At 70.9% G+C, this 25,036-nt stretch carries 23 protein-coding genes; 8 read left to right on the top strand and 15 right to left on the bottom strand.

The features are described from left to right. Window positions 1–72: 72 nt before the first annotated feature. Genes ABZU32_RS10860 through ABZU32_RS10835 form a run of 6 tightly spaced genes read right to left on the bottom strand, consistent with a single transcriptional unit; the run spans window position 73 to window position 3,751 of the window. Window positions 73–570, bottom strand: a complete 498-nt coding sequence (locus tag ABZU32_RS10860) for a DUF1707 domain-containing protein (protein WP_354920108.1) — start codon at window positions 568–570, stop codon at window positions 73–75. Next, window positions 567–1,223 (bottom strand): ABC transporter permease, encoded by a 657-nt coding sequence (locus ABZU32_RS10855; protein ID WP_354920105.1) that lies wholly within the window; start codon window positions 1,221–1,223, stop codon window positions 567–569. Before ABZU32_RS10855 ends, ABZU32_RS10860 begins: the two co-directional genes overlap by 4 nt. After that, complete coding sequence (locus tag ABZU32_RS10850; RefSeq protein WP_354920102.1) at window positions 1,220–1,369, bottom strand: hypothetical protein; 150 nt, start codon at window positions 1,367–1,369, stop codon at window positions 1,220–1,222. The genes ABZU32_RS10855 and ABZU32_RS10850 overlap by 4 nt, the downstream gene beginning before the upstream one ends. Beyond that, the gene (locus tag ABZU32_RS10845; RefSeq protein WP_354920100.1) at window positions 1,366–2,331 is read right to left on the bottom strand and encodes an ATP-binding cassette domain-containing protein; all 966 of its coding nucleotides are present in this window, start codon (window positions 2,329–2,331) and stop codon (window positions 1,366–1,368) included. Before ABZU32_RS10845 ends, ABZU32_RS10850 begins: the two co-directional genes overlap by 4 nt. An 11-nt stretch (window positions 2,332–2,342) precedes the next feature. After that, window positions 2,343–3,245, bottom strand: a complete 903-nt coding sequence (locus ABZU32_RS10840; RefSeq protein WP_354920097.1) for a DUF4097 family beta strand repeat-containing protein — start codon at window positions 3,243–3,245, stop codon at window positions 2,343–2,345. Further along, window positions 3,245–3,751 carry a hypothetical protein gene (locus ABZU32_RS10835; protein WP_354920095.1) on the bottom strand — a complete coding sequence of 169 codons (507 nt, stop codon included), beginning with the start codon at window positions 3,749–3,751 and terminating at the stop codon, window positions 3,245–3,247. Before ABZU32_RS10835 ends, ABZU32_RS10840 begins: the two co-directional genes overlap by 1 nt. 453 nt (window positions 3,752–4,204) lie before the next feature. On the opposite strand from ABZU32_RS10835, the gene ABZU32_RS10830 reads away from it, so the two are divergent. Then, complete coding sequence (locus tag ABZU32_RS10830; RefSeq protein WP_354920092.1) at window positions 4,205–4,630, top strand: isoprenylcysteine carboxylmethyltransferase family protein; 426 nt, start codon at window positions 4,205–4,207, stop codon at window positions 4,628–4,630. Between the two features lie 75 nt (window positions 4,631–4,705). Here ABZU32_RS10830 and ABZU32_RS10825 read toward each other — a convergent pair whose 3' ends face one another. Both ABZU32_RS10825 and ABZU32_RS10820 read right to left on the bottom strand, forming a co-directional pair. Then, entirely contained in the window at window positions 4,706–7,900 is a 3,195-nt protein-coding gene (locus ABZU32_RS10825) for a hypothetical protein (protein WP_354920089.1), read from the bottom strand. Then, entirely contained in the window at window positions 7,897–9,225 is a 1,329-nt protein-coding gene (locus ABZU32_RS10820; RefSeq protein WP_354920086.1) for an SWIM zinc finger family protein, read from the bottom strand. Before ABZU32_RS10820 ends, ABZU32_RS10825 begins: the two co-directional genes overlap by 4 nt. Before the next feature lie 121 nt (window positions 9,226–9,346). Here ABZU32_RS10820 and ABZU32_RS10815 point away from each other — a divergent pair, with 121 nt between their 5' ends. Then, window positions 9,347–9,766: a hypothetical protein gene (locus tag ABZU32_RS10815; protein ID WP_354920083.1), complete on the top strand. Its 420-nt coding sequence runs from the start codon at window positions 9,347–9,349 to the stop codon at window positions 9,764–9,766. Window positions 9,767–11,219: 1,453 nt separating this feature from the next. On the opposite strand, the gene ABZU32_RS10810 is transcribed toward ABZU32_RS10815, so the two are convergent. Then, window positions 11,220–11,705 carry a MarR family transcriptional regulator gene (locus tag ABZU32_RS10810; protein WP_354920080.1) on the bottom strand — a complete coding sequence of 162 codons (486 nt, stop codon included), beginning with the start codon at window positions 11,703–11,705 and terminating at the stop codon, window positions 11,220–11,222. Between the two features lie 357 nt (window positions 11,706–12,062). Between ABZU32_RS10810 and ABZU32_RS10805 the strand changes: the two genes are divergently transcribed. After that, the gene (locus ABZU32_RS10805) at window positions 12,063–12,797 is read left to right on the top strand and encodes an NAD(P)H-binding protein (RefSeq protein ID WP_354920077.1); all 735 of its coding nucleotides are present in this window, start codon (window positions 12,063–12,065) and stop codon (window positions 12,795–12,797) included. A 91-nt stretch (window positions 12,798–12,888) separates the two neighbouring features. On the opposite strand, the gene ABZU32_RS10800 is transcribed toward ABZU32_RS10805, so the two are convergent. From ABZU32_RS10800 to ABZU32_RS10790, 3 genes are all read right to left on the bottom strand, one after another. Beyond that, complete coding sequence (locus tag ABZU32_RS10800) at window positions 12,889–13,215, bottom strand: LuxR family transcriptional regulator (protein WP_354920074.1); 327 nt, start codon at window positions 13,213–13,215, stop codon at window positions 12,889–12,891. Next, on the bottom strand, window positions 13,212–13,652 hold the full coding sequence (locus ABZU32_RS10795) for a cupin domain-containing protein (protein ID WP_354920071.1): 441 nt from the start codon (window positions 13,650–13,652) through the stop codon (window positions 13,212–13,214). The genes ABZU32_RS10800 and ABZU32_RS10795 overlap by 4 nt, the downstream gene beginning before the upstream one ends. Before the next feature lie 176 nt (window positions 13,653–13,828). Beyond that, window positions 13,829–14,350 carry a TrmH family RNA methyltransferase gene (locus tag ABZU32_RS10790; RefSeq protein ID WP_354920069.1) on the bottom strand — a complete coding sequence of 174 codons (522 nt, stop codon included), beginning with the start codon at window positions 14,348–14,350 and terminating at the stop codon, window positions 13,829–13,831. A 344-nt stretch (window positions 14,351–14,694) separates the two neighbouring features. Between ABZU32_RS10790 and ABZU32_RS10785 the strand changes: the two genes are divergently transcribed. Then, entirely contained in the window at window positions 14,695–15,618 is a 924-nt protein-coding gene (locus ABZU32_RS10785) for a hypothetical protein (protein WP_354920066.1), read from the top strand. Here the strand turns inward: ABZU32_RS10785 and ABZU32_RS10780 are convergent. Beyond that, complete coding sequence (locus ABZU32_RS10780) at window positions 15,590–16,699, bottom strand: sigma-70 family RNA polymerase sigma factor (RefSeq protein WP_354920063.1); 1,110 nt, start codon at window positions 16,697–16,699, stop codon at window positions 15,590–15,592. The genes ABZU32_RS10785 and ABZU32_RS10780 overlap by 29 nt on opposite strands. Before the next feature lie 319 nt (window positions 16,700–17,018). Between ABZU32_RS10780 and ABZU32_RS10775 the strand changes: the two genes are divergently transcribed. The 4 genes from ABZU32_RS10775 to ABZU32_RS10760 all read left to right on the top strand — a co-directional run bounded on the left by ABZU32_RS10775 (window position 17,019) and on the right by ABZU32_RS10760 (window position 22,799). Continuing rightward, complete coding sequence (locus ABZU32_RS10775; protein WP_354920060.1) at window positions 17,019–18,497, top strand: MFS transporter; 1,479 nt, start codon at window positions 17,019–17,021, stop codon at window positions 18,495–18,497. A 74-nt stretch (window positions 18,498–18,571) separates the two neighbouring features. Then, window positions 18,572–18,871: a hypothetical protein gene (locus ABZU32_RS10770; RefSeq protein WP_354920057.1), complete on the top strand. Its 300-nt coding sequence runs from the start codon at window positions 18,572–18,574 to the stop codon at window positions 18,869–18,871. A 91-nt stretch (window positions 18,872–18,962) separates the two neighbouring features. After that, the gene (locus ABZU32_RS10765; RefSeq protein ID WP_354920228.1) at window positions 18,963–21,194 is read left to right on the top strand and encodes a glycoside hydrolase domain-containing protein; all 2,232 of its coding nucleotides are present in this window, start codon (window positions 18,963–18,965) and stop codon (window positions 21,192–21,194) included. Window positions 21,195–21,446: 252 nt separating this feature from the next. After that, a complete protein-coding gene (locus ABZU32_RS10760; protein WP_354920054.1) occupies window positions 21,447–22,799 on the top strand; it encodes a glycosyltransferase in 1,353 nt (450 codons plus the stop codon). A 157-nt stretch (window positions 22,800–22,956) separates the two neighbouring features. On the opposite strand, the gene ABZU32_RS10755 is transcribed toward ABZU32_RS10760, so the two are convergent. Together ABZU32_RS10755 and ABZU32_RS10750 are read right to left on the bottom strand one after the other, a co-directional pair. Then, a complete protein-coding gene (locus ABZU32_RS10755) occupies window positions 22,957–23,862 on the bottom strand; it encodes a M23 family metallopeptidase (protein ID WP_354920225.1) in 906 nt (301 codons plus the stop codon). Between the two features lie 410 nt (window positions 23,863–24,272). Further along, on the bottom strand, window positions 24,273–24,725 hold the full coding sequence (locus tag ABZU32_RS10750) for a hypothetical protein (RefSeq protein ID WP_354920051.1): 453 nt from the start codon (window positions 24,723–24,725) through the stop codon (window positions 24,273–24,275). Between the last annotated feature and the right edge of the window lie 311 nt (window positions 24,726–25,036).

Below are 25,036 nucleotides of genomic sequence, written 5' to 3'. Positions count from 1 at the left end.
CGGCCTCTTCGGCCGGCGCCCTGCGAACGTGCGTCCCTAAGCGACCTCGCAGTCCCAGCGAGATCCGCCCTGTCACTTACGTGAGGCGCGGATGGTCAGGCGGCCATAGGGGAGATCGCCGGTGACGTGGACGTCGAGGCCGCCCAGGCGTGGGCGGGCCGGGGTCTTGCAGGTCACGCGGGCCCAGGCGGCGTGGACTCCGTTGGTGTCCGCGCCGGCGCCCGGGGGCAGGATGATCGTGGCGTGGCCGTAGGTCAGCCGCAGTTCGATGTCGACACGCCGGTGCGGGATGTGGGCGCGGGACAGGTCGAGGCGCACCCTGCCGTACTGGGAGTCGACCCGTAGCCGGCGCGGGACCGGCCAGTCACCCGTCCGGGTGAGGTGCCCGCCGACGGACCACAGCCGGACCGTCTCGTCCGGCAGGTCGGCGACGACCGGCCGCAGTTCGTCCGCACAGGTGGCGGTGAGCGCCCGTTCGAGCCGCGACTCCAGCTCGGTCGAGCCGAGCCGGCCCTCCGCGTACGCCTGCTGGACCAGCTCCACCGCCCTGTCCCGATCGGCCTCGTTCACCGGCTCACGGCCTTCTTGTACAGCCGGGTGGCCAGCGGCACGAACACCACCAGGAGCACGACCGACCACAGCAGCGACACCGGTACCGCGTGCCGCAGCGGCCAGGCGCTCGGCGCGGGCATGGCCGGGCTGGTGTTGCCGAACAGCTCGCGCGCGGCCTGGACCAGCGTGGACACCGGATTCCATTCGGCGATCGCCCCGAGCGGGCCGGGCAGGCGGCTGCTGTCGGCGAACGCGTTGGACAGGAAGGTCAGTGGGAACGACACGATGGTCACGATGTTGTTGAACACCTCGGGCGTGCGCAGCGCCAGCGCCACGGTCGCCGTCACCCAGGAGAACGCGTAGGCGAACAGCAGCAGCATCGCGAACCCGAGCAGCGCCTCCAGCGGCGAGGTGCGGATGCGCCAGCCGACGAGCAGGCCGACGAGCGACATGGTGACGATGCTGGTCAGGTTCATGATGATGTCACTGATGGTCTGACCGGTCAGCACCGCCGCGGGCGACATCGGCAGCGTGCGGAACCGGTCGAAGATGCCCTTCCGCAGGTCCTGGGTGAGCGTGTAGCCGGTGATCTGCGCGCTGCTGACGATGGTGAGCACGAAGATGCCCGGCAGCATGTACTCGCCGTACGACATGCCAGGCAAGCTGATCATGCTGCCGAAGACATAGTGAACAGCAGCACGAACACGATCGGGAGCATGACCACGCCGCCCAGCAGGTCGGGCGCCCTGCGGATCTTCAGGGCATTGCGCTTGGCGATCGTCAGGCCGTCGGCGACGGCCAGCTGCATGGCGTTCAACGGCTGGTCTCCTTGGTCTTGTGGCCGGCCTGGTGTCCGGTGAGGGTGAGGAACACGTCGTCCAGGGTCGGCCGGCGCAGGCCGACGTCACGCACGGTGATCCGCTCGGCGGCCAGCCGGCCGAGGGCGCTGGTCAGCGTGGCGGGGCCGTCGGACACCGGGATGGTCACCCGCAGCGCGGCGTCGTCGACCCGCAGGTCACCGGCGGCCAGCGGCGCCAGCGTCCGCGCGGCGGTCGCAAGGCCCGCCGCCGTGGCGACCGACAGCTCGATGCGGTCGCCGCCGACCTGGCCCTTCAGCTCGTCGGCGGTGCCGAGCGCGATCACCCGCCCGCCGTCGACCACGGCGATGCGGTCGGCGAGCCGGTCGGCCTCCTCCAGGTACTGGGTGGTCAGTAGCACGGTCGTACCCGCCGCGACGAGCTCGCCGATGACCTCCCACAGGCCGATGCGGGCCCGCGGGTCCAGGCCGGTGGTGGGCTCGTCCAGGAACAGTACGGGCGGGTCGGCGACCAGCGCACCGGCCAGGTCGAGCCGGCGCCGCATGCCGCCCGAGTAGCCCTGCACGGGACGGTCGGCCGCGTCGGTGAGGTCGAAGCGCTCCAGCAGCTCGCGGGCGCGCTCCCGGCTGCGCTTTGCGCCGAGGTGGTAGAGGCGGCCGACCATCTCCAGGTTCTCGGCACCGGTGAGGTGGTCGTCCACGGCGGCGTACTGGCCGGAGGCGCCGATGCGGGCGCGCAGCCGGCCGGCGTCGCGGACGACGTCGAACCCGGCGACGCTGGCGTGTCCGGCGTCCGGGACGAGCAGCGTGGTGAGGATGCGCACGGTGGTGGTCTTGCCGGCGCCGTTCGGGCCGAGCAGCCCCAGCACCGTCCCCTCGGGGACGCGCAGCTCCATGCCGTCGAGGGCGGTGACGGCGCCGTACTTCTTGACCAGGCCCTCGGCCACGATCGCGTCTGTCATCGGAGATCTCCTCAGGAACGGTGGACGAGAATGTCGCCGTAGGTGGTGTGGGCCCGCACCTCGACGGTCCGGTCTGTTCCACTGGGGGCATCGCTGGGGTCGAGGGAGACGTCCACGGTGCCGTACTTGGAGCTCACGTCCAGCCAGGCGGCGGTGCCTTCGGCGACGCCGAGGTCCAGCCCGCCGCCGTTGGTCTCCAGGACGACCGAACCGCGGGTCACCTCGCCGATCTGCAGGCCGGCGTACGCGGTCTTGGCGGTGACGCCGGCCAGGGCGCGGTCCACGGCGAGGTCGCCGTGCCCGCTGTTCAGCCGCAGCTCGCCGGTCACCTCGCGGATGCGGACGCTGCCGTGGGCGGTCCTGACGGCGGCGGTGCCGTCGATGCGGCCGATGATGATGTCGCCATGCGTCGTGATCACCTCGGCGTGGCCGGACGCGGCGGTGACCGAGATGTCGCCGTAGGTGCTCTTCACCCGCAGCGCGCGAGCCTGCTCGACCCGGATGGCGCCGTAGGAGGTGGTGCACGCCACCTCGCCGAGCGGACCCCGGCAGCGCAGGCTCCCCACCGCGGTGGCGTCGACGCTGGAACCCGCCGGCAGGCTGACCGTCACGTCCACCGAGCCAGGGCCCACCAGCAGCGAACGCGCCCAGGACGCGAGCCCCGAGCCGGGGCGCTGCTCGCTCTCGCCGCGCACCACGAGCCTGCCGTCGGCGAACTCGACCTCGGTGCGCTCGGCGGTCCTCACGTCGGCGTCATTGTGCTCGTCGGTCGGGCGGATCTCGACGACGGTGTCGGCTCGGGCGCCCGCCTCGACCCGGATGGTGGCGTGCGGCATCTCGAAGATGGCGGAGATCGGTTCGGGGGTGTCGAAGGTCGGCATTCCGCTTCCCTGGTCGTGGGTCGGCGTGGACATCAGCGCACCCATCCGCTGTAACGGTTGCCGGACTGCTGAGGCGGACGCCGGGCTCCGCTCCGGCGGGCGTCGCCGGGGTCGAGCGCGGTGGAGATGGCCCGCACCAGCCAGGCGTTGACCGACAGCCCGTCGCGGGCAGCGGCCTCGTCGATGCGCGGCTTGAGATGCTCGGGGACGCGCAGGGAGATGCGGGACGTGCCGCCGTCGTCGACGTCAGGGGGCGGCGGCGCGGACGGCCGTTCGTCCTCGTACGCGGGGGCGGTGGGCGGTGACGTCACGACGAACGCGGGGTCGCGGCCACGCAGGCGCACCTCGACCGAGCCCGGCGCGAGGTCCTGGGTGATCTCGTCGGCGGCGGCCGACAGGGCTTCGAGCAGCGCGAGCCGGGCGGCCGACTCCAGCGCCGCGGCGAGCCGCTCCGCCAGCGCGCGCGCTTCCTCCCCGCCCGCACCCGCGGCGACCGCGAGCTCCCGGCGAAGGTGATCGACATACGGCGCAAGGTCCATGACGTCACTATGACACCATGATGGCGTCATCACAAGCGAGTGAAGGTCATCCTGATGACGCCACCTAGGCGTCAGACTGTGTTTGCCTGGTGGCGACGCACGGCAACTGGCGAAAGTCACCCGCACGTCCTGCCCCGTTCGCGGACGCTTCGGAGGCGGAACCCTGCCCGGGGTCATCTCGCCGCGCTCAGCCGACCCGAAGAACCGGCCGGCGCCCTGGACCGGTGATGTCCATCTCGCTATCGCCGTCCCTTGAAAAGAGGGCTCCCCCTCGCCCGCCGGTCGTCTGCGGGTTAAGCTCGGGATGATTATTTCACCATCTGATGAGTTATCTGCGAAGGAGCGTGGTGAGACATGCGCAGGACGCCTGCGGCCGTCGGGAGTGCGGTGTTCTTTGCCGTGGCGCCCGGCGGTGTGGCTGGGTTCGGGCCATGGTGGGTCACTCGCTGGCGGATGGCGGATCTGCCCGACGGACTCTCGTGGGCCGCCGTCCCGTTCCGGGTGGTCGGGGTGGTGCTCGTCCTGGCGGGGGGCGCCGTGCTGGTCGACGCCTTCGTCCGCTTCGTGACCGAGGGGTTCGGGACGCCCGCGCCCGTCGCGCCTCCCGAGCACCTGGTGGTCGGCGGGCTATACCGGTATGTCCGCAACCCGATGTACGTGGGAGTGCTCGCGGCCATCGTCGGCCAGGGGCTCCTGCTCGCCCGGTCCGAGCTGCTCTGGTACGCCGCCATCGCGTTCGTCGCGGTCTTCTGCTTCGTGCGGGTGTACGAGGAGCCGACCCTGCGCAGGAGCTTCGGCACCGAGTACGAGGAGTACCGCGCGGCCGTACCCGGATGGTGGCCCCGGCTGCGCCCATGGGCCAGGACGTCCAGCGGGTGACCGGCCCTCACGACCCGGGGTCCTTCGGCGATTCGGTGTCGTGGGCGAGTATGAGCGTCCTGGTCCCGGCGGGGGTCATGGGGTGGAGCGGGTGAGGTGGGTGTGGAGGCGTTTGCATTCGTGGATGAAGCGGATTGTTCGGCGGCTCTTCGCGAAGTCGGCGATTATCGGGATTTCGCCGTGGGCGTTGGTCCAGTGGGCCACGTCGGTGGCGAAGGCGACGAGGTCGGTGTGGGTGACGGTGATGCGCTGCCCCTTGCCCGGTAGCATCTCGGGCAGCATGGCGCGCAGGATGCGCCAGACCTCGTGGTGGCCGCCGGCGTCGGCCAGTTCGGTCAGGGCCGTGATGGCGGGGCGGGTCTCGCGCCAGGTGCGGCGTAGCACCAGGGCGAGCTGGCGGCCGATCGCTTCGGCGGGGAGGTCGCCTCTTGCGGCCATGTTGAGGATGAGCGGGATCATTCCGGGGACGCCGCCGGCCAGGAGGAAGGCGAGGATCACCGCCGTGGACTCGCCCAGCGGGCCCTGGGCGATCTCCAGGCCGCTGAGCTCCGCCGGCGTCGTCCACATGCCCCAGTGGTCGCGCAGCAGGAAGGGCAGGAAGTTGACGGCCACGACTTCCCGATGCGAGGGCAGCATGGCGGGCCATGCTGCGAGCGTGCCGCTGGACTCGTCGACCCTCCAGTCGAACGGCTGGCGCAGCAGCACCTCGTCGATCAACCGGTGCCCGGTCGGGGCCGTCCCGCGCAGCACGGGCTGCAGTCTCACCTCGGTGAAGTGGTCCGGTTCGCCGTCGCCGAAGTCGACCATGGACGCGCCGACCATGTGGCGCCACACGTGGCCGCACTCGGGATCGGCCATGCCGTCGCCGGCGAGCCAGCGGGCGGCCGAGCGCGCCGCGTCCGAGTCGACCTTGGCGGCCCGGTCGGCCGCGGCCGGGTGGGAGCCTCGGGGCAACCGCAGCAGTGCCTGCGCCAGGTCGGCCGGGAGTGGCTCCACGCCGGCGGCGGCGCAGGTCTCCAGCCGGTCGACCAGCACGTCGGGGTCGAGGTGGCCGCTCATCCAGGTCGGGGTGGCCAGCAGCACCGGCGGGAGGGCGGCGTCGCGGAGGGCCTCGGCGAGTTCGGCGTAGCGGTGCAGCAGGAACTCGTGCGGGGGAGAGACGCGATTGGGATGGGGCAGGTGGTTGCGCCGCCCCCACTCGTCGTGCTCGGGCAGTTCCCTGGGCATGTAGGAACGCAGCCGGGGCGGGACGAAGACGACGGTCACCTGCACGAGCGGCTCGTCCGGCTTCGGCGGAGGCACCTGCTCCCCCGCCCGCATCGCCGCGATCCGCGCGGAGTCCACGCCGAGCTCGGCCATGCGCTCGTAGGCGCCGTCGAGGACGAACGACGGCATGGCCTCGACGGAGTCGTCGTACAGGACGCCGGGCCTCGTCCGCACCGGATGGGGGCCATCCGGCAGTCCGCGCATCCGATCCTCGGCGCCGTGATGCCCCGGTCGCTCGGCGTCGGTGAGGGAGCCGTTCAGGTGAATGCGGCCCCCGGTGAACGGGATCTGCCGGTCACCCTCGTGGGCCACCGCCGCGCCGGGGCCGTCGTCGCTCGTCCAGGTGATGAAGAAGGCGCGGAGCGGGGCGTCGTCGTCGAGATAGCGGCCCTGCCGGTAGGCGCCGATCATCGTGATCCGCTGGGGCGACGGCTCGGGGCCGGGCTCCTCGCCACGGGTGAGGGCGCGCACGCGCACCGAGTGGTTGGCGTCGTCCCAGAACTTCTCCGGCGCGATCGGCGGTCGCTCCGGCACGCTGCCGGGGGTGACGAGCTCGGCGGACAGCGCCGACTGCCAGTCGGCGGGGTTGACGCGCACCTGCCTGGACCGCCAGCGGCCGTGGTCGTGATCGACGCTGGGCCTGAGCCTGCGCCGCAGCTCCGCCCGGTCGTCGGCGATGCCGGCGACGAAGGCCGCCAGCCAGCGTTCCTGGCCGACCCAGCGCTCGTGGTAGTTGGGGTTGATCGATGGCTCGGGGAACCGCCGCATCTCCGGAAGCTCGGGCAGCGGCGGGAACTCCTTCCGTGCCGGCGCTTCCTCGACCGGGGTCTGTCCGCCGAACCGCTCGGCCAGCTTCGCGCCCAGGTGGGCGGGCAAGTGGCGGGCGCCGTCGAGGATGGTCTCGGCGTGGCCGGTGAGCAGGCCGGCGTATTTCAGGGTCAGCTCGGCCGCGCGGTTGCGCACGTCGAAGGACTTGTGCGCGTACGCGGTGGTCAGCGCGGTCACGAAGTCGCCGGCCGTCTCGGGCGTGGCCTTGATCGCCTGGTCGAGCCAGCGCAGGCCCGTGGCGGCGAGCTTGGCCTCCTCCCGGAAGGTGAGCGCGTCGACCGCCTCGACCAGGTCGGCATGGTCGAGCGGCATCGCCCCGCGCACCTGCCCGGCGGCCAGCTCGGCCACCGTGCCCGGAGCCGACGGCAACAGCCGCAGGTAGTCGCGCAGGCGGGCAGCGGACTCCGCCGGCGTGGGGTCGAGGAGCGTGTGCAGCCGGACGAAGAACCGCAGGTCCTGCGCCTCGCCGCCGCGCAGGAAACGGCTCACGCAGCCGTCGAGCGCCTGATCTCTGGGCAGCTCGCGGACGGCGGCGGCCAGCCAGCGGGTCGGCCGGGGCTCCAGCCGCTCGTCACGAAGGGCCCGGCCCGCGCCGTCGGCGGCGAAGACGCGAGGCAGCAGCGCGGGGGTCAGCGGGTCGCCGGCCACGCTCGGCGCGGCCAGCCAGGCGGCCACCAGCGGGTCGTGGTCGGGCGGCACCGCGCCGGAGGCACGCAGCAGCGCCACGGCCGGCGGCGCGATGCGGTCGGCGGGACGACGCACCCGCTGGGCCAGCCGCACTGCGACGTCACGGCGCCACTCCAGGGGACGGCTCGCCGCCACCCTGCACACCTGGGCCACGTCGATCTCCTCGGCCCAGCGGCGGTTGACGTCGCGGCTGGTCATCCACGTCACCGCGGCCGCCGGGCCGGCGATGACGCCGATCCCGGTCAGCAGCAGCGCGCCGGCCAGTTCGTCGAGCAGGTCGCCGACCTCCCAGGAGGCCATCTCCTCGAAGTCGTCGGGATGCTCGGCGCGCACCTGCTCGGTGCGGGCGCGGCGCAGCTCCTTGACCAGGCCGGGCAACCGCCCGCCCAGCTCCGCGCGTTCCTCCTCGCTGAGCGTGACCAGACGGTCGGCCAGGCGGGTGACCTGGTTGCGCGTGACAAGCTCGCGGATCTCCGTCCAGAGGGTCATCGGGAGACCTCCACGGCGGCGCGGGCGACGATGCGGGCGGCCAGCACGTGTTTGCACGGCCCGCGGGAGCCGCGATGGTCCCACCACCACTCGCAGGTGCAGGAGCCGTCGGCCAGCGAGACCCGCCGCGCGCCGCCCGAGGTGTGGACGGTGGCCGACTCGCCTTCGAGGCGAACGGCGCCCGCGTCGACGAGCTTGCGCGCCTTGGCCAGCCGCGGGTTGAGCAGGATCACGTTGTCCTTGTCGTAGGGCAGCTCACGGTGGAAGTGGGCGGCCTCGGCCAAGTCGTAGCCGACCCGGCCTGCGGCGCCGAGCCGCGTCAGCGCGGCCCGCACCCGGTCGGCGGGGATGCCCGCCCGGGCGGCCAGCAGGCCGATCTCGACTTCGGGCTCGAAGTTCAGCAGCATGCCGACCACGTCGGCGTCGTTCTCGGCCTCGCCGGTGGCGAGGTCGTCGAGCACCGCGCCCTCGCCGGAGAAGCCGCGCCAGCGCTCGGGCGAGAGGGTGAGGGTGTAGCGCATGCCGGGAAGCTCCAGCTCCCAGGCGCTGGAGGCGGCGTCGGCCGGGCCGTACACCCGCAGGGACTTCGCGAAGCGGAGCAACGGCAGGAGGGTGCCGAGCCGGTTGGGGCCGGCGAGCTGGACCGAGCCCGGCACCTGACGGTCGGACACCTTCAGCTCACGCCCCGCCTGCGCCACCCACACCGTGCCCTTCTTGGGCAGCCCACGCAGGAACCGCACCGCCGCCATGCCGGTCAGCTCACCGCGCTGGTCCATGCCCGAGGCGATGACCTGCACCTCGGCGAACCCGCGTAGCCAGCGCTCAGGCAGCGGGACCTTCTTCTCCACCACCGCGCCGTCCATCGTGGTCACGACCAGCTCGTCGAGGCCCACCCCCAGGTGCAACGGGTCGCGCGCGCCGATGCGCGCCAGCGCCTCGCGGAGCGGCGCGTTCACGTCGACGTTGGTGGTGCCACGGTCGAACACCTCGCCGTCGAGCGCGCCGTTCAGCAGATCGAGCCGGGCGTACACCCCGCCGCAGGCCGAGAAGGACTCCAACCGCAACCGGTCTCCATCGCACGTCACCACCGGGTCCCGCACCCAGCCGGGCCGCGCCTGGGGCTGGTGGTAGCGGGCCAGCGCCACATCGGCGACGCCGAGCAGACCCGCCGCGGCGGGCGCCGCCTGGGTCACCACGCCACTGAAGAACCGAGGCGCCACGGCCGGGCCGGACAGGGCGCGCCCACCGGAGGTCGCCAACCCGAGACGACCGTCGACAAGGGAGGAAGGCGCAGCGTAGGTGTACGCCTGCGTCGCTGAGGTCATGGCCGGGACAGTAGATCCCCCCACCGACAAACCGCCGCAGCGGATTTCGTATCCCCCTTGCCCGTAAGCTGCCAAACTGGCAAACTTTGCAACTGGCAGCCAAAGTTGGATAGGAGATGTCATGCCGAAGATTGAGGTTGACGACGAGGTCTACAAGGCGCTTCAGGACGAAGCGGAACCCTTCGTGGAGACCACTCCCAACGAGGTTCTCCGGCGCATCCTGCTGGGCACACCCGGCAAGGAGTCCGAGGTAGCCAGTGCGGATCTTGGCGAGAATCGTCCCGGAGTACTTCGCCGCTTGATCGACCAGGGTCTTCTCACAGCCGGCGACAAGCTCGTATGGAACCGTCCCCGAATCGGCGAGACTCACTACGCGACCGTGCTTGCGGGCGGTTCCATCCAGATCAGCACGGGTGAGATCTTCACGAAGCCCTCCCCGGCCTGCAAGAAGCTCATCGGTCAGGAGACTGACGGCTGGTCAGCGTGGCACCGGGAAAGCAACAATCGGTCTCTTAAGGATCTTAGAAGCGAGCTCACTTAGTCAAGAAGCGATATTGAGCGGGACACGGACATTGCCGAATGAGGCTTGATGGATCAAGCGAGGCGGAGCGGCCGTCGCGCGGCCGACACCACCAGTTGATAGGAGTGACGTTGCCCGCTTCGTAACCCGTAATTCAGGTCCATGAGGAGATGAAGATCGCCCGGCTGAAACGTACCGCCGGGCATGCAAGTAGCTCCACAGCGGCGAAGACGCCAGCGAGCAGGTAGGCACAGGAGTCAAAGATGTTCATGGTGAGGCTGGCATCTGACCCCTAAAAGCGATCGGCCTCTGCGCCAGCAGGAAGCCGCTCTCACATCCCCGTCCACAGCCACCATATAAAGGCGTGCTCATTATGAAATCATCCCACCGACGTAGTAACCAACCTCCTAGCGATCCCCCACGTCTACCGCACCGTTGGGCCACCATCCTTGGGCTGTCCAGCATTGTCGGCTTTGCCGTTGGTAGCCTCACGGCCTACTCCATAGGTGGGGCCCGGGGGGTGAGCGCTGGCCTAGCCGCGGGCATCGGGATCGCCCTTGCCGTGGCGACCTGGCTCCACAAGGCCATGGAGTAAGAGACGGGATAATCAGGCGGGGAGACGTCCGCGTCCGCGCTGGCGGAAACTCCGACTCGCGTTTCCTCGAAGCGGTCGGCGAGCGAGGCGCCCTGCGTGGTTTTTCCGTGCCGATGCGCAGATAGACCAGGTCGAGATGGTCCACGCCCAGGCTTTCCAGGTTGGCCTTGACCTTGAGCCGGATGTCGGCGGCCGTGCCATGGCGGGGACCGGCAGGACCGAAGGCGGGACCTGGTGGCGATGACAAGGTCGTCGGAGTACGGGGACAGGGGCCTCGCGGATTAGGGTGTTGACGTGCACCTACCTGTCTTCGCTGCGGTGCAAGTCGACGGTGTCGATGTGGTTGACGCCAAGATCGACGGCGCAGCACGGCGCGGCCGGCTTCGGAGTTCCGGGCGAGGCGCATGACGCCGAAGCCGAGGCGGTCGATCGTGAGGTCTCCGCCGAGGCCAAACTGGTCGGTCATCTCTCCTGTCGGTCATCTCTGCGCTGCCGGCCGTCTCTCGCTTGTCGGTCGCCACCGCCGCCTCCCATGCTCAACGGTGCCCGGACCTCGTCACTACCGTGTTGTTCGATACGAGTTGGGGACTTTGCGCCGCCCCTCGTAAGGACCAAGGCCGGAGGCCGCTCGCCAAGCGTCCGGGAGAGTGGATCTGTGGCAGGCGCGTCCCCAGAACAGCGCGCGGCCACCACCGAGTATCTCCCTCGCCATGAGAGCCGAGGATCGTCGGCGGGATGGGTGGTTCCGTCCGGAGTAAGGTTCGCGGCGGCAAATCCCGACGCAGGAGGGCGCGCGGAGTGGAGGAGTGCGCCTGTCGAGGTGGTTCGCAGGTAGGTCCGACGCGACGGGGTTGCGGGCGCCGTGGAGCATGTGCGCGCTTACGTCTGGTCGTCGGTGGGGTAGGCGATGCGGGTGAGCAGGTGCTTGAGTTGGTCGGCCTCTTCGGGGGTCAGTTCGGCGACCAGGCGTTCGGTCAGGGACTGCGCCGCCACGTGGGCTGCGTCGAAGAGTTCGAGGCCCTGGGGGGTGATCTCGACGGCTCGTACCCGCCGGTCGCCCGGGACGGTCTTGCGTACGGCCAGCCCCCTTTGCTCAAGGTCGTCCACCACGCGCATGATGCCCGCCTTGTCCGAGCCGGTCGCCGTCACCAGGTCCTTCTGCAGGGTGGGCCCGTGGTCGACCAGCACCAGCAGGACGGCGAAATGCCGCAGCTCGATGCCGAGCGGCCGGAGCGCCTCCGTGGCCGCCGCGGCGGCGCGCCAGTGCGCACGGCGCAGTAGCAGGCCGAGGGCGAAAGGCGAGGCGTCCCCAGGACGGCCGGTGGCACGCGGGGCGGTGGGACCGTGGGGCTTGTCGGCGGCCATGGGAGAACACTACCTGGTATCTGTTCGTTCGATACGGTATCGATTGATACTAGCTCGAAACCGTTACCGACCGCGTGATCGTCCGGTTGAGGGGACGAGACGGCCCTGCACGTCCGGTTCCGCGGGCGAGACGGCACTGCACGTCCGGTTCTGCGGACGGGACGACCCTGCACGTCCGAGCGCGTACGCGGGTCGGACGTGGGGTCGTCGGCTACCAGGAGCACTTCGCGGACGATCGCGACGCGGATCCGACGGCGGTCATCGGGTAACAGGAGCACTCCGGGTTCGAGCGCGTACGCGGGCCGGCGTGGGCAGTTGGGTACGAGAAGTTCGAGAGCCAGAGGAAGGCCGGGGGAAATGAAGATCGCTGTCATCGGGGGGACCGGCCTCATCGGGGCCCGGGTGGTCAAGATGCTGAACGCGGACGGGCACGAGGCGGTGTCGCACGCGAGGTCCAGCGGGGTGGACCTGCTCAGCGGGCAGGGCCTGCCGGAGGCGTTGAGCGGCGTTGACGTCGTGGTCAACCTGACCAAGCCGCAGACCTTCGGCGACGCCTCCCCCGCCTTCTTCGAGACGACCATGGGCAACCTGCTGAAGGCCGCCGAGGCGGCCGGTGTCGGGCACGCGGTCATCCTGTCGATCGTGGGCGTCGACCTGGTGCCCGAGTTGGTCTACTACCGGGCGAAGGTGCTGGAGGAGGACATGGTCAAGGCCGGCCCCGTGCCGTACTCGATCGTGCGTGCCACGCAGTTCTTCGAGTTCATCGACACGGTGATGTCCTGGACCTCCGACGAGCACACCGTCCACCTGCCCGCCACGCTCATGCAGCCCATCGCCGCGGACGACGTCGCCCGGGTCGTGGCCAACGTCAGCGTGAACGCACCGTTGCGCGGCACCCGGGACATCGCCGGTCCGGAGGTCTTCCCGCTCGACGAGCTGGGCAGGATCGCCCTCGCCGCCCGCGGCGACCGCCGCGCCGTCGTCATCGATGACAGCGCCGGCATGTACGCCGCCGCGCGTGGCGACGCCCTCCTCGCCAAGGACGGCGCCGTGATCACCACGACCACCTACCGGGAGTGGCTCGCGCGCTGACCATCCTCTGCCTCACGCCGCCGCCGAGGGCCTGACCGCTCGAGAACACCGAGGCGGGAACCGAGACCGGTTCCCGCCTTTGACGCCGGGTTCAGCGTGCGGTGGTGAACAGGAGCGCGCAGTCCTGTACGGCCTCCACGCGGTGGCGGCGTTGGGGCATGACCAGCAGGTCGCCCGGCTGCCCGTCCCACGAGTCGGGCCCGGCGACGAGCCGCGCCCATCCGTACAGCACGTGCACGGTGACCTCGCCGGGATGCTCGTGCTCGTGGATGTGTTCGCCCTGCCGCAGTGCGATGACGGTCTGCCGCAGCGAACGGTCGCGCCCGCCGTGGACGGTGGTGGCGTCGCGACCGCTGCCGGCCGCACGGGCGTGGGTGAGCAGGTCGCGGACGACCGCGTTGAGCGAGATCTTCGTCATGACCGCGGCGCGCGGCGGTCGCGCCGGGCTTCCAGTTCCTCCGGCTCGACCACGGTCAGCATCGGCTGCCCAGGCGCGCAGAACATCGTCACCACGAACGCCGACTCCTCTTCGGCCAGGTGGTTGCCGTCCTGGTAGTGGATCACGTCCCCGCCGGGCTCCCAGAACGCCTCGCCGGCCGGTACGACCCGCACGGGCTCGCCTTCGAGCTCGAAATTGATGGCTCCCTTGACCACGTATCCGAAGGCGGGCCCGGAGTGCCGGTGCGGCGGCGCGCCGGGGCTGTTCGGCGGCAACGTGACCAGGATCGTCATCGCCTCGGCCCCCTCCGGCGCGGGGGGCGCCCCCGGCACGGTGGCGACCACGTCGATCTTCGGCGGCGGCCCGCTCTTGTCGGGGTTCTCGAGGTGGTGGGCGTGGGCGTGATCGGTGCTCATCAGGCTTCCTTCGCGTGACGGTGGCCGGCTCCTTCCGGCCGTGCACCAGCTCAGACCGGACAGCCCTGCGATATGTGACAAAACCCCTGGTCAGCGTGCCTTCTCCCTTCAACGGGTCCACGAGATTCGACGCTGACGACCTGGCGCCGACGATCAGACGACCGATCGGGGGCGTGTCAGGCGAAGCCGGCCAGTTTGTACAGGACGAGGGAGGCGGCGACCGCGACGTTGAGGCTGGCTCCGGTGCCGATCATCGGGATCTCGACCACCTGGTCGAGGAGGTCGAGGGCCTCGGGCGGGATGCCGTCGCTCTCGTGGCCGAGGAGCGCGATGGTCGGCTGACGTGACATGGGCAGGTCCGCCAGCCGTATCGCGTCTTCGGCCAGTTCGACACCGAGCACTCGGGTTCCGGCCGACCGCTGCCGGACGAGCCAGTCCAGCGGGTCGCCCACCCAGTGCACGCAGGCCGGGTGGCGCAGCGTGTTCCCGCGGCGGAGCGCCTCCGGCACCCATGGCAGACGCGGTACGGCCAGGCAGGCGCCGACGGCGTCACACGTGCGGAGCAGGGTCCCGAGATTGACCCCGTGCAGCGGCCAGAGGGGCGCGGCGGTCAGATGTCCCAGGCAGCGCGGCGGGCGTCGCCGCCGCTCGGTTCGCAGGTCTTCACGGGTGCGGACCCGTACGGCGCGCCCGCTCACCGCAGGGTGCGGGGCGCTCCGGCGCGGAGGAGATGAAGGCACATGACGATGGGCGCTTTCAGCGGCACGCCCGGGCCATCGACGAATCGGTCCGCCTCCCAAAGTAGCGGATGGCCCCGGGCGACGGCAGGTGCGTACGTCCCGGGGATGAGGATCGGCGGATGCGCCCGGTGACGGCGGGCCAGGCTCGGCGGGTGCGTACGTCGCGGGGATGAGGATCGGCGGATCTACGACGCCGGGAGTAGCTCCGAAGGGGACGCAGGGGCGACGAAGCACATCACCGGCCGACCGTAGGTTCCTGGGCAGCCCCGAACACAGCAGCCTCGAACACAGAGGAGGAAATCATGCTCATCAGGCGTTTCACCGCCCTGGCACCGCTGATGGCCCTGGGCTTGGCGACATGGACCGCGATCGGCGTGGCGGCACCCGGGCCGGCACAGGCACAGGCGCGGAGCGGGCGCGAGTACCTGGGAACGTGGAACTACGACCAGCCCGTACGCGAGAGCATGCGGAACATCGCGGTCATCAGCTGCCCGGACACGAGCACGACCTGCCGTCCGGGCCCGCCGATCCACATCCCGCAGATCGGGACCATCGTGTTCTCCAAGGCGGCCGACGGCAGGATCACGGGCCACACCGACCAGGGGTGCACGTGGACGTTCGCGGTGCTCCCCACCTCGCTGGAGCTCGACTCCCCGTCCCAGTACTGCTTCAACCATGTCATCGGCTCGGCGTACACCATCACCAAGTGGTCGGTCTCCCTCTCCGGGGACCGTGAGCGGGAGAGCATCGTGGCCGTCAGCCACCAGCCGACCGGCGACTACGAGTTCCGCCTCGATCAGGGCAGCCGCACCAAGGTCGCAGGCCACGCGTGGGCGCAGGCGCGGAAGGTCTTCCCGGGATCCTGGCAGTACGACGCGTCCGACCCGCGGTCGCGCGTGAACGTGCTCACCACGCGCTACACCGACCCCGACGGCCAGGTGCGATCCGTGCAGACACCGCAGCAGGGGCTCGTCACGTTCACAAGCGGCCGAAGGAACACCGTGACGGCCCGCACCGCCGACGGGTGCGACTGGACGCTGACCGCACGCGGCAACACCGCCGAGCTCGACCCGGCCGTCCAGACCTGCCGGACCGCGCGGGGAACCGTCCAACTGACCTTCTGGGCGATCGCGAGCGACGGCCGGCGCCAGGCGTCGGTCATGGCCGGAGCCGACGGGAACGGCGGAGACTTCCTGCTCAGCGTCGGCGCTCTGACGAAGCGATGACGCACGGCCGCACCGGGCGGCTACTCGTCCGGTTCCCGGCCCCGGTCGGCGCGACAGGACCCGCTTCGGGCAAGGCGCCGGGCAGGCCGAACGTCGCGAACAGGGTCAGGTCATGAAAAGAGGTCACTCGGGCGATGTGTTCCGCGGCGAGGGTGAAGACCTGGATCGAGTGCGCGTGGTGCAGGCCGTCATCGTGGCGCCGGTAGGTGGCCAGCGCCGGCTGCCCGTTGGCGGCGGCCGGGACCATGCGGAGGTCCGCGGGCGTCGCGGGTACGCGGGTGGCGAGGAAGCGCCCGATCGTCCGGCGGCCGGCGAACCAGGTGGGGATCGGGGGCATCTCGAACACCGCGTCGGCCGTGAGGAGGCGCATGAGCTCGGCGATGTCGGCGTTCTGGAACGCGGTGGCGTACCGGTCGAGCAGCGCGCGCCGGCCCGGATCGGTCGGCTCGAAGAGCTCGTCCTCGCCCGGCGTGTCCTGTTCGAGGCGTACCCGGGCGCGTTGCAGCAGGCTGTTGACCGCCGCGATCGAGACCTCGAACAGCTCGGCGACCTCGGACGCCCGCCACCCCAGCACGTCGCGCAGGATCAGCACGGCGCGTTGCCTGGCGGGGAGGTACTGCAGGGCGGCGATCAGGGCCAGTCGCATCCCCGCGCGGGAGGCGACGACCGAGGCGGGGTCGGGTGCCGCGCTGACGAACAGCACCTCGGGCATCGGCTGCAACCACGCCACTTCGGGCGACGCGACGGCCACAGGCGTGTCCGGATCTTCGGCCGGGCCGTTCAGTCCGGACGGGAGTGGACGCCGGCCGCGGTTCTCGAGCGCTCTCAGGCACACGTTGGTCGCGATCCGGTACAGCCAGGTACGCAGCGACGCCCGGCCCTGGAAGCCGGAGTACGAGCGCCATGCACGGAGCAGGGTCTCCTGCACGAGGTCCTCGGCATCGTGCACCGAACCGAGCATGCGATAGCAGTAGGCCAGCAGTTCGTGACGGAACGGGTCGGTGAGACGGGCGAAGTCCTCGCCGCCCGAGGTCATCGGCTCCTCGCGGTCCATCGCCTTCTCCCAACCGTCGTCGGACAAGTGTGTCGCACCCGCGTCACCCTTCACCTGTACAGATCCCGGCAGGGGCCGGAAATCATCGGTCGCCGGCGTGGCGCGTCCAGGCGGGACCGGCCCGCGGCGCCACCGCGTACCTGAGGATCCGGATGACCGGCCGATGAGTTCCGGTGGCCGGCCGGATCTGTACCGGTGACCGCGCACGATCGTCCCAGGTCGCGCGGGCGGGATGTCGCCGTGGTCCGGAGAGGCGTCGTGATGGACGGCCTCGGCTCGGCACGGCTCAGCGCTATCGCATCGACGCTCCCCTTCCCGGGCGGCGAAGGTACCGAAAGGAACCGACATGATCAGTCCGGACGTCAGGACCAGGCCGGCAGGCTCGGCGGACCGGCGGGGAGGGCGGCTCTGGCTGATGCTGGCCGTGCTGTTGCTCGGTCAGTTCATGGGCCTGCTCGACGTCACCATCGTCAACGTGGCCCTGCCGTCGATCGGGGCGGACCTGCACGCCTCCGGAGCGTCCCTGCAACTGGTGGCCGGCGGGTACACGGTCGCGTACGCGATGCTGCTGATCACCGGAGCCCGGCTCGGTGATCTCCATGGCCGGCGGCGCATGTATCTGCTCGGCGCCGTCGTCTTCACCCTGGCCTCGCTGGTCTGCGGTATCGCGCCGGACGGCGCGACGCTGGTCATCGCCCGTTCCGTACAGGGGGCCGGAGCGGCGGTGATGGTGCCGCAGATCATGAGCGTCATCCAGATGCGGTTCCAGGGCGCGGCGCGGGCCAAGGCGCTGTCGGCCTACGGGGTCGTCCTGTCGGTGGGGGCGCTGGCGGGGCTGGTCCTGGGCGGCGTGCTGGTCGAGGCGAACCTGGCGGGCGCCTCGTGGCGGCCGGTCTTCCTGGTCAACGTGCCCCTGGGGATCTTGCTGGTGGCGCTGGTCCCCCGGCTGGTGCCGGCGGACGAGCCGCGCGGTACCCGGCGGCTCGACTTCGCCGGCCTGGTCGTCGCGGTGCCGGCGGTGGTCCTGGTCGTGCTGCCGCTGGTGCTCGGACACGAAACCGGCCGGCCGGCCTGGACGTTCGGGTGCGTCGCCGCCGGGATCGTGCTGGCCGGGGTCTTCGTCCTGGTCGAACGGGGTGTCGCGGCCCGCGGGGGCGACCCGTTGCTCGACCTGGCGGTGCTGCGGGCCCCGGGGACGGCGTCGGGGATCGGCACTCTGATCTGCATGCAGGTCGCCTACGGCGGCCTGATGTTCACCCTCGCGCTGCACCTGCAGCAGGGGCTGGGCGACGGCGCGCTGCGTGCCGGGCTGACCTTCGCCCCGCTCGCGGGGGTTTTCGGGGTGGCCGGCTTCTTCTGGCGGAGGCTGCCCGCACGCGTCCACCACCTACTGCCGCCGGCCGGCATGGTGATCTCCGCTCTCGCCTACCTGGGTATCGCCGCCGGATTCCAGGACGGTACTCAGGGCGGCCCGCTGATGTGGACGGCTCTGGTCGTCTGCGGGGCCGGGATGGGCCTGACCCTCAGCCCGCTGCTCTCCCAGGCACTGGTCCACGTGCCGCCCGCCAGGGCGGCGGACGCGAGCGGCCTGCTCACCACCACGATGCAACTCGGGCAGGTCGTCGGGGTCGCCGTGTTCGGCGCCGTCTACCTTTCCCAGGCCACGCCGTTACCGTCGCTTCCGCCGTTGCGGGAGCACGTGTCGGCGCACGCGATGTCCACGGCGGCGGAGTGGATGGCGGCGCTGAGCCTCGCCGGCGTCATCGGCGGGATCGCCCTCGCCCGCACCGTGCGCCGCGCGACGCGGCTCGACACCGCCGGATAGGCGGCGCGGACGCCGTCATGGCGCCGACAGGTCCAAGCGAAGCGAAAATCCATCTCCGGCAAATAGGAGGCACGATGAGCAAGGTAGTGATCGTACGGTACGAGACCCGTCCCGAATCCGCTGACGAGAACCAGCGGCTGGTCGAGGACGTCATGTCCGAGCTCGCGCACGACGGTCCGGGCGGGCTGCGCTACGCCGCGTTCCGGCTCGGCGACGGGGTGAGCTTCGTCCACATCGTGGTCAGTGAGGACGACCGCGAGCCGCTGGCGGACTCCGCCGCGTTCAAGGCATTCCAGCGAGGCATCGGCGAGCGCGTGGTTCCCGGCACCCTCGCACGGACCGAGGCGGCCATCGTGGGGTCGTACCGCTTCTGAGCGCGCCGCCGCGATCAGGTTGACACGGCTGGAACAAGCAGTTCATCTCCGCGAAACCCGCAGGTGGGGGCTGGCCGGATAGAGTCCGGCCATCCTCGACGACATCGACCCCTTCATCGGCACCGCGGCGACCGACCTGCCTCGAGGGCACGGTCTGGCCGCTACTTGGTGGTGGCCGAAACCGCAGGTGGGCAACACCCACCCGGGGGCCACCTCGCCGCTCGGCATGGTGTCGGCCTGCGCCTACTCCGGCGCGTATCCGACCGGGTACGGGCGATACGCGAAGAACACCGAGGGCGTGCCCGAGGAGATGTTCGAACGGCTGGAGGCGTCCGGGTTCACCCACTTCCAGCAGTCGGGCACCGGGGCGATCCGCAAGTACTACAACTACGTCCGGGTCACGCCGATGGTGCAGCCGCTGGACGCGCTCGGCGAGGCCTGGGGGCTGCACGAGGAGGTGGCGGAGGCCGGGTACTACGCGGCCACCCTGGACACCGGGGTCCGCTGCGAGCTCACCGTGGGGGCCAAAGTGGCCGTGCACCGGTACACCTTCCCCGAGCACCGCAGCGCCCGCGTCGTGGTCGACCTGTCCTGCGGCGGCCTGGCCATCGAGCTGGGCCGCACCGTGCCCTTGCGGGCGCAGGTCGAGAGCATCGGCCACGGCCGGGCGCAGGGCACGGTCGTGATGGAGGGCGTCCCGCTGTCGGTGCACCTGGAGGTGGACAGTCCGGGCTGGCGGCAGATGCTGTGGTACGACCGGCGGCTCATCGACGGCGGCACCCGCCTGGACTTCGACAGCATCCGGCACACCACGCTGCGGCCCTTCGGCATGCTCTTCATGGGCCCGGCCGCCGCGGGGCAGACCATCGAGGTGCGGCTGGGGTTCTCGCTGCGCGGATGCGACCAGGCGCGGGAGAACCTGGAGCGCGAGTGCGGGCACGGGCGGCCGGCGTTCGACGAGGTGCGTTCGCGCACTCGGGCCCGCTGGGGCGAGCACCTCGACCGGGTCCAGGTCGAGGGGGGCACGCCGGCGCGCCGCACCGTGTTCGCGACGGCGCTCTACCATTCGCTGATCAAGCCGTGCTTCGCCGACGACGAGAGCCCGTTCTGGCCGACTCCTGGGCCGTACGCGTTCGACGTGTGCACCATGTGGGACATCTACAAGACGCAGCTGCCGCTGCTCGCGGTCATCGCGCCGGACCGGGCCATGGACCTGCTGGAGTCGCTGATCCGGGTGTGCGAGGAGGAGGGCAACTTCCCGATCGGGTACCGGATGGCCCGCGGCGCCGACCGGTTCTTCCGCCAGGCCAGCGCGCTCGCGCACACCGCGCTGGCGGACGCCCACGCTCTGGGCCGCACGGGCCTGGACTGGAACTGGGCGCTGGTGCACATGGTCGACGACCTGCGCCGCCTGTACGGCGAGGACTTCTTCGAGCACGGGGTGGTGCACCCGATCACCCACACCCTGGACCTGGCCTACGCCCACCACTGCACGGCGCAGGTCGCCCGGGCGCTGAACGACCGGCATCTGGCCGAGGACCTGGAGGACCGCGGCCGCCAGTGGTCCAACGCCTTCGACTCCAGCACCGGACTGCTGCGCGACTCGGAGTTCTACGAGGGCGGCAAGTGGAACTACTCCTTCCGGCTGCTGCACGATATGGCCGCGCGCATCGCCCTGGCCGGCGGTGACGCGGCCTTCGCCGGCAAGCTGGACAGGTTCTTCGGCTTCGACGCCGCCCCGGTGACGCAGCCCGGCCGCCGCCCTCGGGCGGCCGAGATGGCGGCCGGATACGCCCTGAACCGGTTCGAGGGGTTGAACAACGAGCCCGACATGGAGGCCCCGTGGGCCTACCACTACGCGGGCCGGCCCGACCGCACCTCCGAGGTGGTGCACGCGGCGCTGACCTGGCAGTTCGGCACCGGCCCCGGCGGGCTGCCGGGCAACGACGACTCCGGCGGCCTCAGCTCGTGGTACGTGTGGGCGTCGCTCGGGCTGTTCCCGATCGCCGGGCAGAACCTGTTCCTGGTCAACGCGCCCGCGTTCCCCCGGGCCGTTCTCCGCGCCGGCGGCGGGGAGTTCGTCATCGAGACCAGTGGGCACCGCGAGACGCCGATCGGCGTCGACGGCGTCGATCGTGAGCCGCCGGCGCAGTACGTCCAGTCGGCCACCCTCAACGGCGAACCGCTGCACGCGACGCACCTGAGCGCCGCCACCGTGCACCGCGGCGGCCGGTTGCACCTGCGGCTGGGCCCGGAGCCGTCGGCGTGGGGGCGCAGGATCCGCCCGCCGTCGCTGTCCGATCCGCCCGGAGTCCCGCTCTGATCGGCCGCCCTCGCCCGGCTGATCCCCCGCCGTCACCCGCCGATACGCCCGCCGTCCCCAGCTGCACCGCCCGTTCGTTCCCAGCCGATCCGCCCGATTGCCCGTAGTTGATCCGTCGTTCCATCCCATCCCGATCCGCGGTCCCGCCCCCCTGACGATCCGCCGGCCCGTCCCGTCCCGATCTGCCAGCCGTTCTGTTCCGATCTGCAGGCCGTTCTGTTCCGATCGTCCCGAGACACCAGAGGAAGCATGATGACCCATCCCCGTCGCCGTCTCGTCATCGTGGTCAGGGCCGACCCGGTCATCTGCGGGCACTCCGGCGAGGCCCGCAATCTCGCCGAGGTGGCGCTGACCCGCGGCTTCGACGACGTACGGCTGCTGACCTGGCCGATTCCGGCGCTGCAGGCGGCCGGGCTGCCGCTGAAGCCGCTGGACCGGCTGCTGCCCTACAGCCCCGGCATCACCGTGGAACGGCCGGAGCCGGTCGGGGACTACCGGGTGCCGGACGGCCGCCACCAGGCCGGCCTCACCGGCCGCCTGGTCGAATTGCTCGCCGAACCGGTCTCCACGACCTGCCTGTCGATGTACCTCGTCCCGCACACCACGGTGGTGATGGACGCGGTCGCCGCCGCGCGGGCGGCCGGGTTCGCGCCGGACGTGCACACCATCGCCAAGGCGGTCGGGTCGGACGTGACCAACGTGATCCGGTCGTGTCTGCGCGAAGGGCGGTTCGGCGCGGCGACCGTGCTGTTCACCACGTTCCTGTCGGGCGATGAGGTCGTCGCGGTCTCCGAGTACACCCGCGAGGAGATCATCGCCTCGGCCGAGCAGGTGGACGCCCACTGCGGCACCACGTTCGCCGAACAGTGCCGGCGCCGCGTGACGGTCAGCTACCCGCCGATCGACTCCGCCGCCTTCCTCGACCTGGATCCGGCGCAGGTGGACGCCGCGCTCGCGCGCCGCGGCCTGGAGCGCGACGGGTACATCCTGTTCCTGTCCCGGGTGACCGCGGCCAAGGGGATCCACGATCTGCTGGACGCCTTCGGGAAGATGCGCTGCCGGTCGCGGGTGAAACTGGTGGTCGCCGGGACGGGACCGGCGCTGGAGCAGGTGCGGGAGATGGCCCGGCAGGACGAGCGGGTGGTCTTCCTCACGGATGTCGACGACAACGAGAAGCCGCTGCTCATGCGCGGCTGCGCCGCCTACGTCCTGCCCACCAAGCCCGAGCCCGACTTCGTCGAGACGTTCGGCATCGCGCTGGCCGAGAAGATGCTGGCCGGTGGCGGGCCGATCGTCACCACCCTGACGGGCGGGACGTCGGAGGCGGTGGGCGACACCGCCGTCATCGTCGAGGCCGGGGACGTCGCCGGCCTGGCCGCGACGGTGGACCGGGTGGTTCTGGACATGTCCGCCGCCGAGCGGCAGGACCTGGAGCATCGCGCCCGCGCCCGGGCGATGCGCTTCGACCGCGCCGCGGTGTTCGACGCCCTGCTCCCCCAGCACGCGAACACCCCGGCCGGCCAGAGCGTCGTGCCCGGCCAGGAGGGCCTGCCCGGCCGACAGGCCCTTCCGCCGCGGGAGGCGCCCGTCGTCGGCGTTTCCTGACCGGCCCACCGAAGGGCCTCCGGCGTGGCGAGGCCGAAGGCCACCTCCCGTGATGGGGGGCGGCCTTCGACGTCGTGCCGTGCCGGGAGGACCGGTCGGTGAAGTGGCGCCGTCCAGGCTTCTCACCGGCCGGGCCGCGGATGCGATCGCGGCCGGGTCAGCCGCAGTGTTCGAAGGGGCTGGTGTAGGAGCTGCTGCCGACCGAGCCGCCCCACCTGACGCACTGTGCCGCCGCGTCGCGTTTGACGGGGCCCGCGTAGTAGCCGTAGCTGCCCGAGTCGGTGGTCCGGCTCTCGCCCTGCGGCTCCAGGAAGGCCGACACCGCCGACGCCGAGCCGAGGTTCGTGGTCTTCAGCGTGGTGACGCAGTTGTAGCCGTTGCCGGAGTTGTAGAGCAGGTAGGTGCGGCCACCGGTGAGGGCCGCCGAGTCGATGACCGCGTAGCCGCTGCCGCAGACCTCCTCGGGGGTGTAGGGGTTGCTGCTTCCGCCGCAGGTGTTGGTGCTGGTGATGGCCTTCTTCTGGCCCAGGGACACGGTCACGCCCTCCACGGTGGGGCTGGTGTCCACCGCGCCGCCGGAGGTCCGCTGTTCGTAGTGCAGGTGCGGGGCCGTGGAGCCGCCCGTCGAGCCGACGGTGCCGATCGTGGTGCCCTGGCTGACGCTCAGGGAGCCGCCGGCCGCCTTCACCATGCTCGACAGGTGGGCGTAGCGGGTGCTGGTGCCGTCGCTGTGCCGGACCTCCACCCACTTGCCGTAGCTCGTGCTCCCCGCGTCGTTGAAGTACGCGGTGCCCGCGGCGGTGGCGCGCACGGTCTCACCGTTGATGTCGTCGCCCCCGTAGTCCTGCCAGTCGATGGCGCCCGACGGGCTGTGGCCGGGGGACCAGTTGTTGGCGTAGAAGGTCTTGCCGCAGTTGAACGGGCTCTTGTGGGACAGGGCCAGGACGCTTGAGCCCTGCGCCGAGGCCGCCTGCGGAAGCGACGCCGCCGCGAGGGTGACCAGGAGGGCAGTGAGCGCGGATCTGAGGGTCTTAGGCCAGGTCGGCCTGCCGGGAACGGGCATGCTCACCTCTCTGAACAGGTGCGTACGGGGGGTTACGGCGAAACGCCCGGTTCCCTGATGTCGATGAGCGTGCGGCAGGACTACGCCGGCGACACCGAACTCAACCTCGGCACACGAAGAAGGCCGCCGTCAGAGAACGTTCCGGCATCTCACCGCCTGTAGAGAAGGACGGGACGATCATGAACATAACCCTGAAAGTTCCCTTCATCAAGACCCACTTTTCTGAAAATTTTTCTAACACCCCCCACCGCCACGAGGTCACCCCGGCGACCGGACGGTGAACCTCACCACGAACGCTGCGCCTACGCGCGACGAAAGCATTGGGAGAGCGCAGAACGCCAGAGAGGTCGCCGCCCGGTCCAGCCCCGAGCTCCAACCGGATGCGACGGGTCGGAGATGACGGTCGGCCGTCAGTGGCAGCGGCGGATCCATCGTTTGTGCATGTAGGTCTGATGGCAGGTCTCGGAGTTGGATGATCCCCAGGAATCGTCGTCGTCATCGGTGCAGACGCCGTTCACCGTCTCCGTGCAATCGCTGGCGGCCACGCACTCCCCGGTGATCGTCATAGTGCAGTTCTCCTCCTCTTCTTCGCCGTCGTCGGTCTCGATCGCGTCCGGGTCTTCGTAGTCGATCGCCGCCTCGGCCGCGTCCCCGCCTTTTCTGCGGGCGCGGTAGGTGTCGCCGTACGGCTTGCGGAAGGAACCGTCCTCGGCCTTCTTCCCCACCGGCGGCACCCGGCCGTCGATCCGGATGTAGTACCAGCCGTAGCCCTTCTCGCCGTCGTCGCACCTGATCTCGGAGAACCGGATCCGGGTGCTCCTCAGTACGCATATCTCGACACGATCCTCGACGTCGGCGATCATCACCTTCGTACCGACGCCGCCTTTCGCGGGCGCCCGGTAGAGGTCGCCCTTGGGCCGCTTGGACGAGCCGCGCTTGGCCGTCGAGCCGACGGCCGGCACCCGGGCGCTCAGCGGGAGGTAGTACCAGGTGACCGTGGGCTGCGCGTCGTCACACCCCCGGTAATTGACCCGCGTCCGCGTCCTCGTGGTGACGCAGATCTCTATGTGGCCCTCGGCCGCCTCGCCGGTGTCATCGGGTTCGTCATATTGCCTTCCCGGAACCGGCTGCGAGTCGAACGGAAACGGGGACGCACTACGGGCCGGACTGCATG

It is taken from the genome of Sphaerisporangium sp. NPDC005288, from assembly GCF_040607475.1.
Taxonomy (GTDB): domain Bacteria; phylum Actinomycetota; class Actinomycetes; order Streptosporangiales; family Streptosporangiaceae; genus Sphaerisporangium; species Sphaerisporangium rhizosphaerae.
The sequence above is the reverse complement of the archived record's forward strand: the minus strand, read 5'-3'. Positions and strand labels throughout refer to the sequence as shown.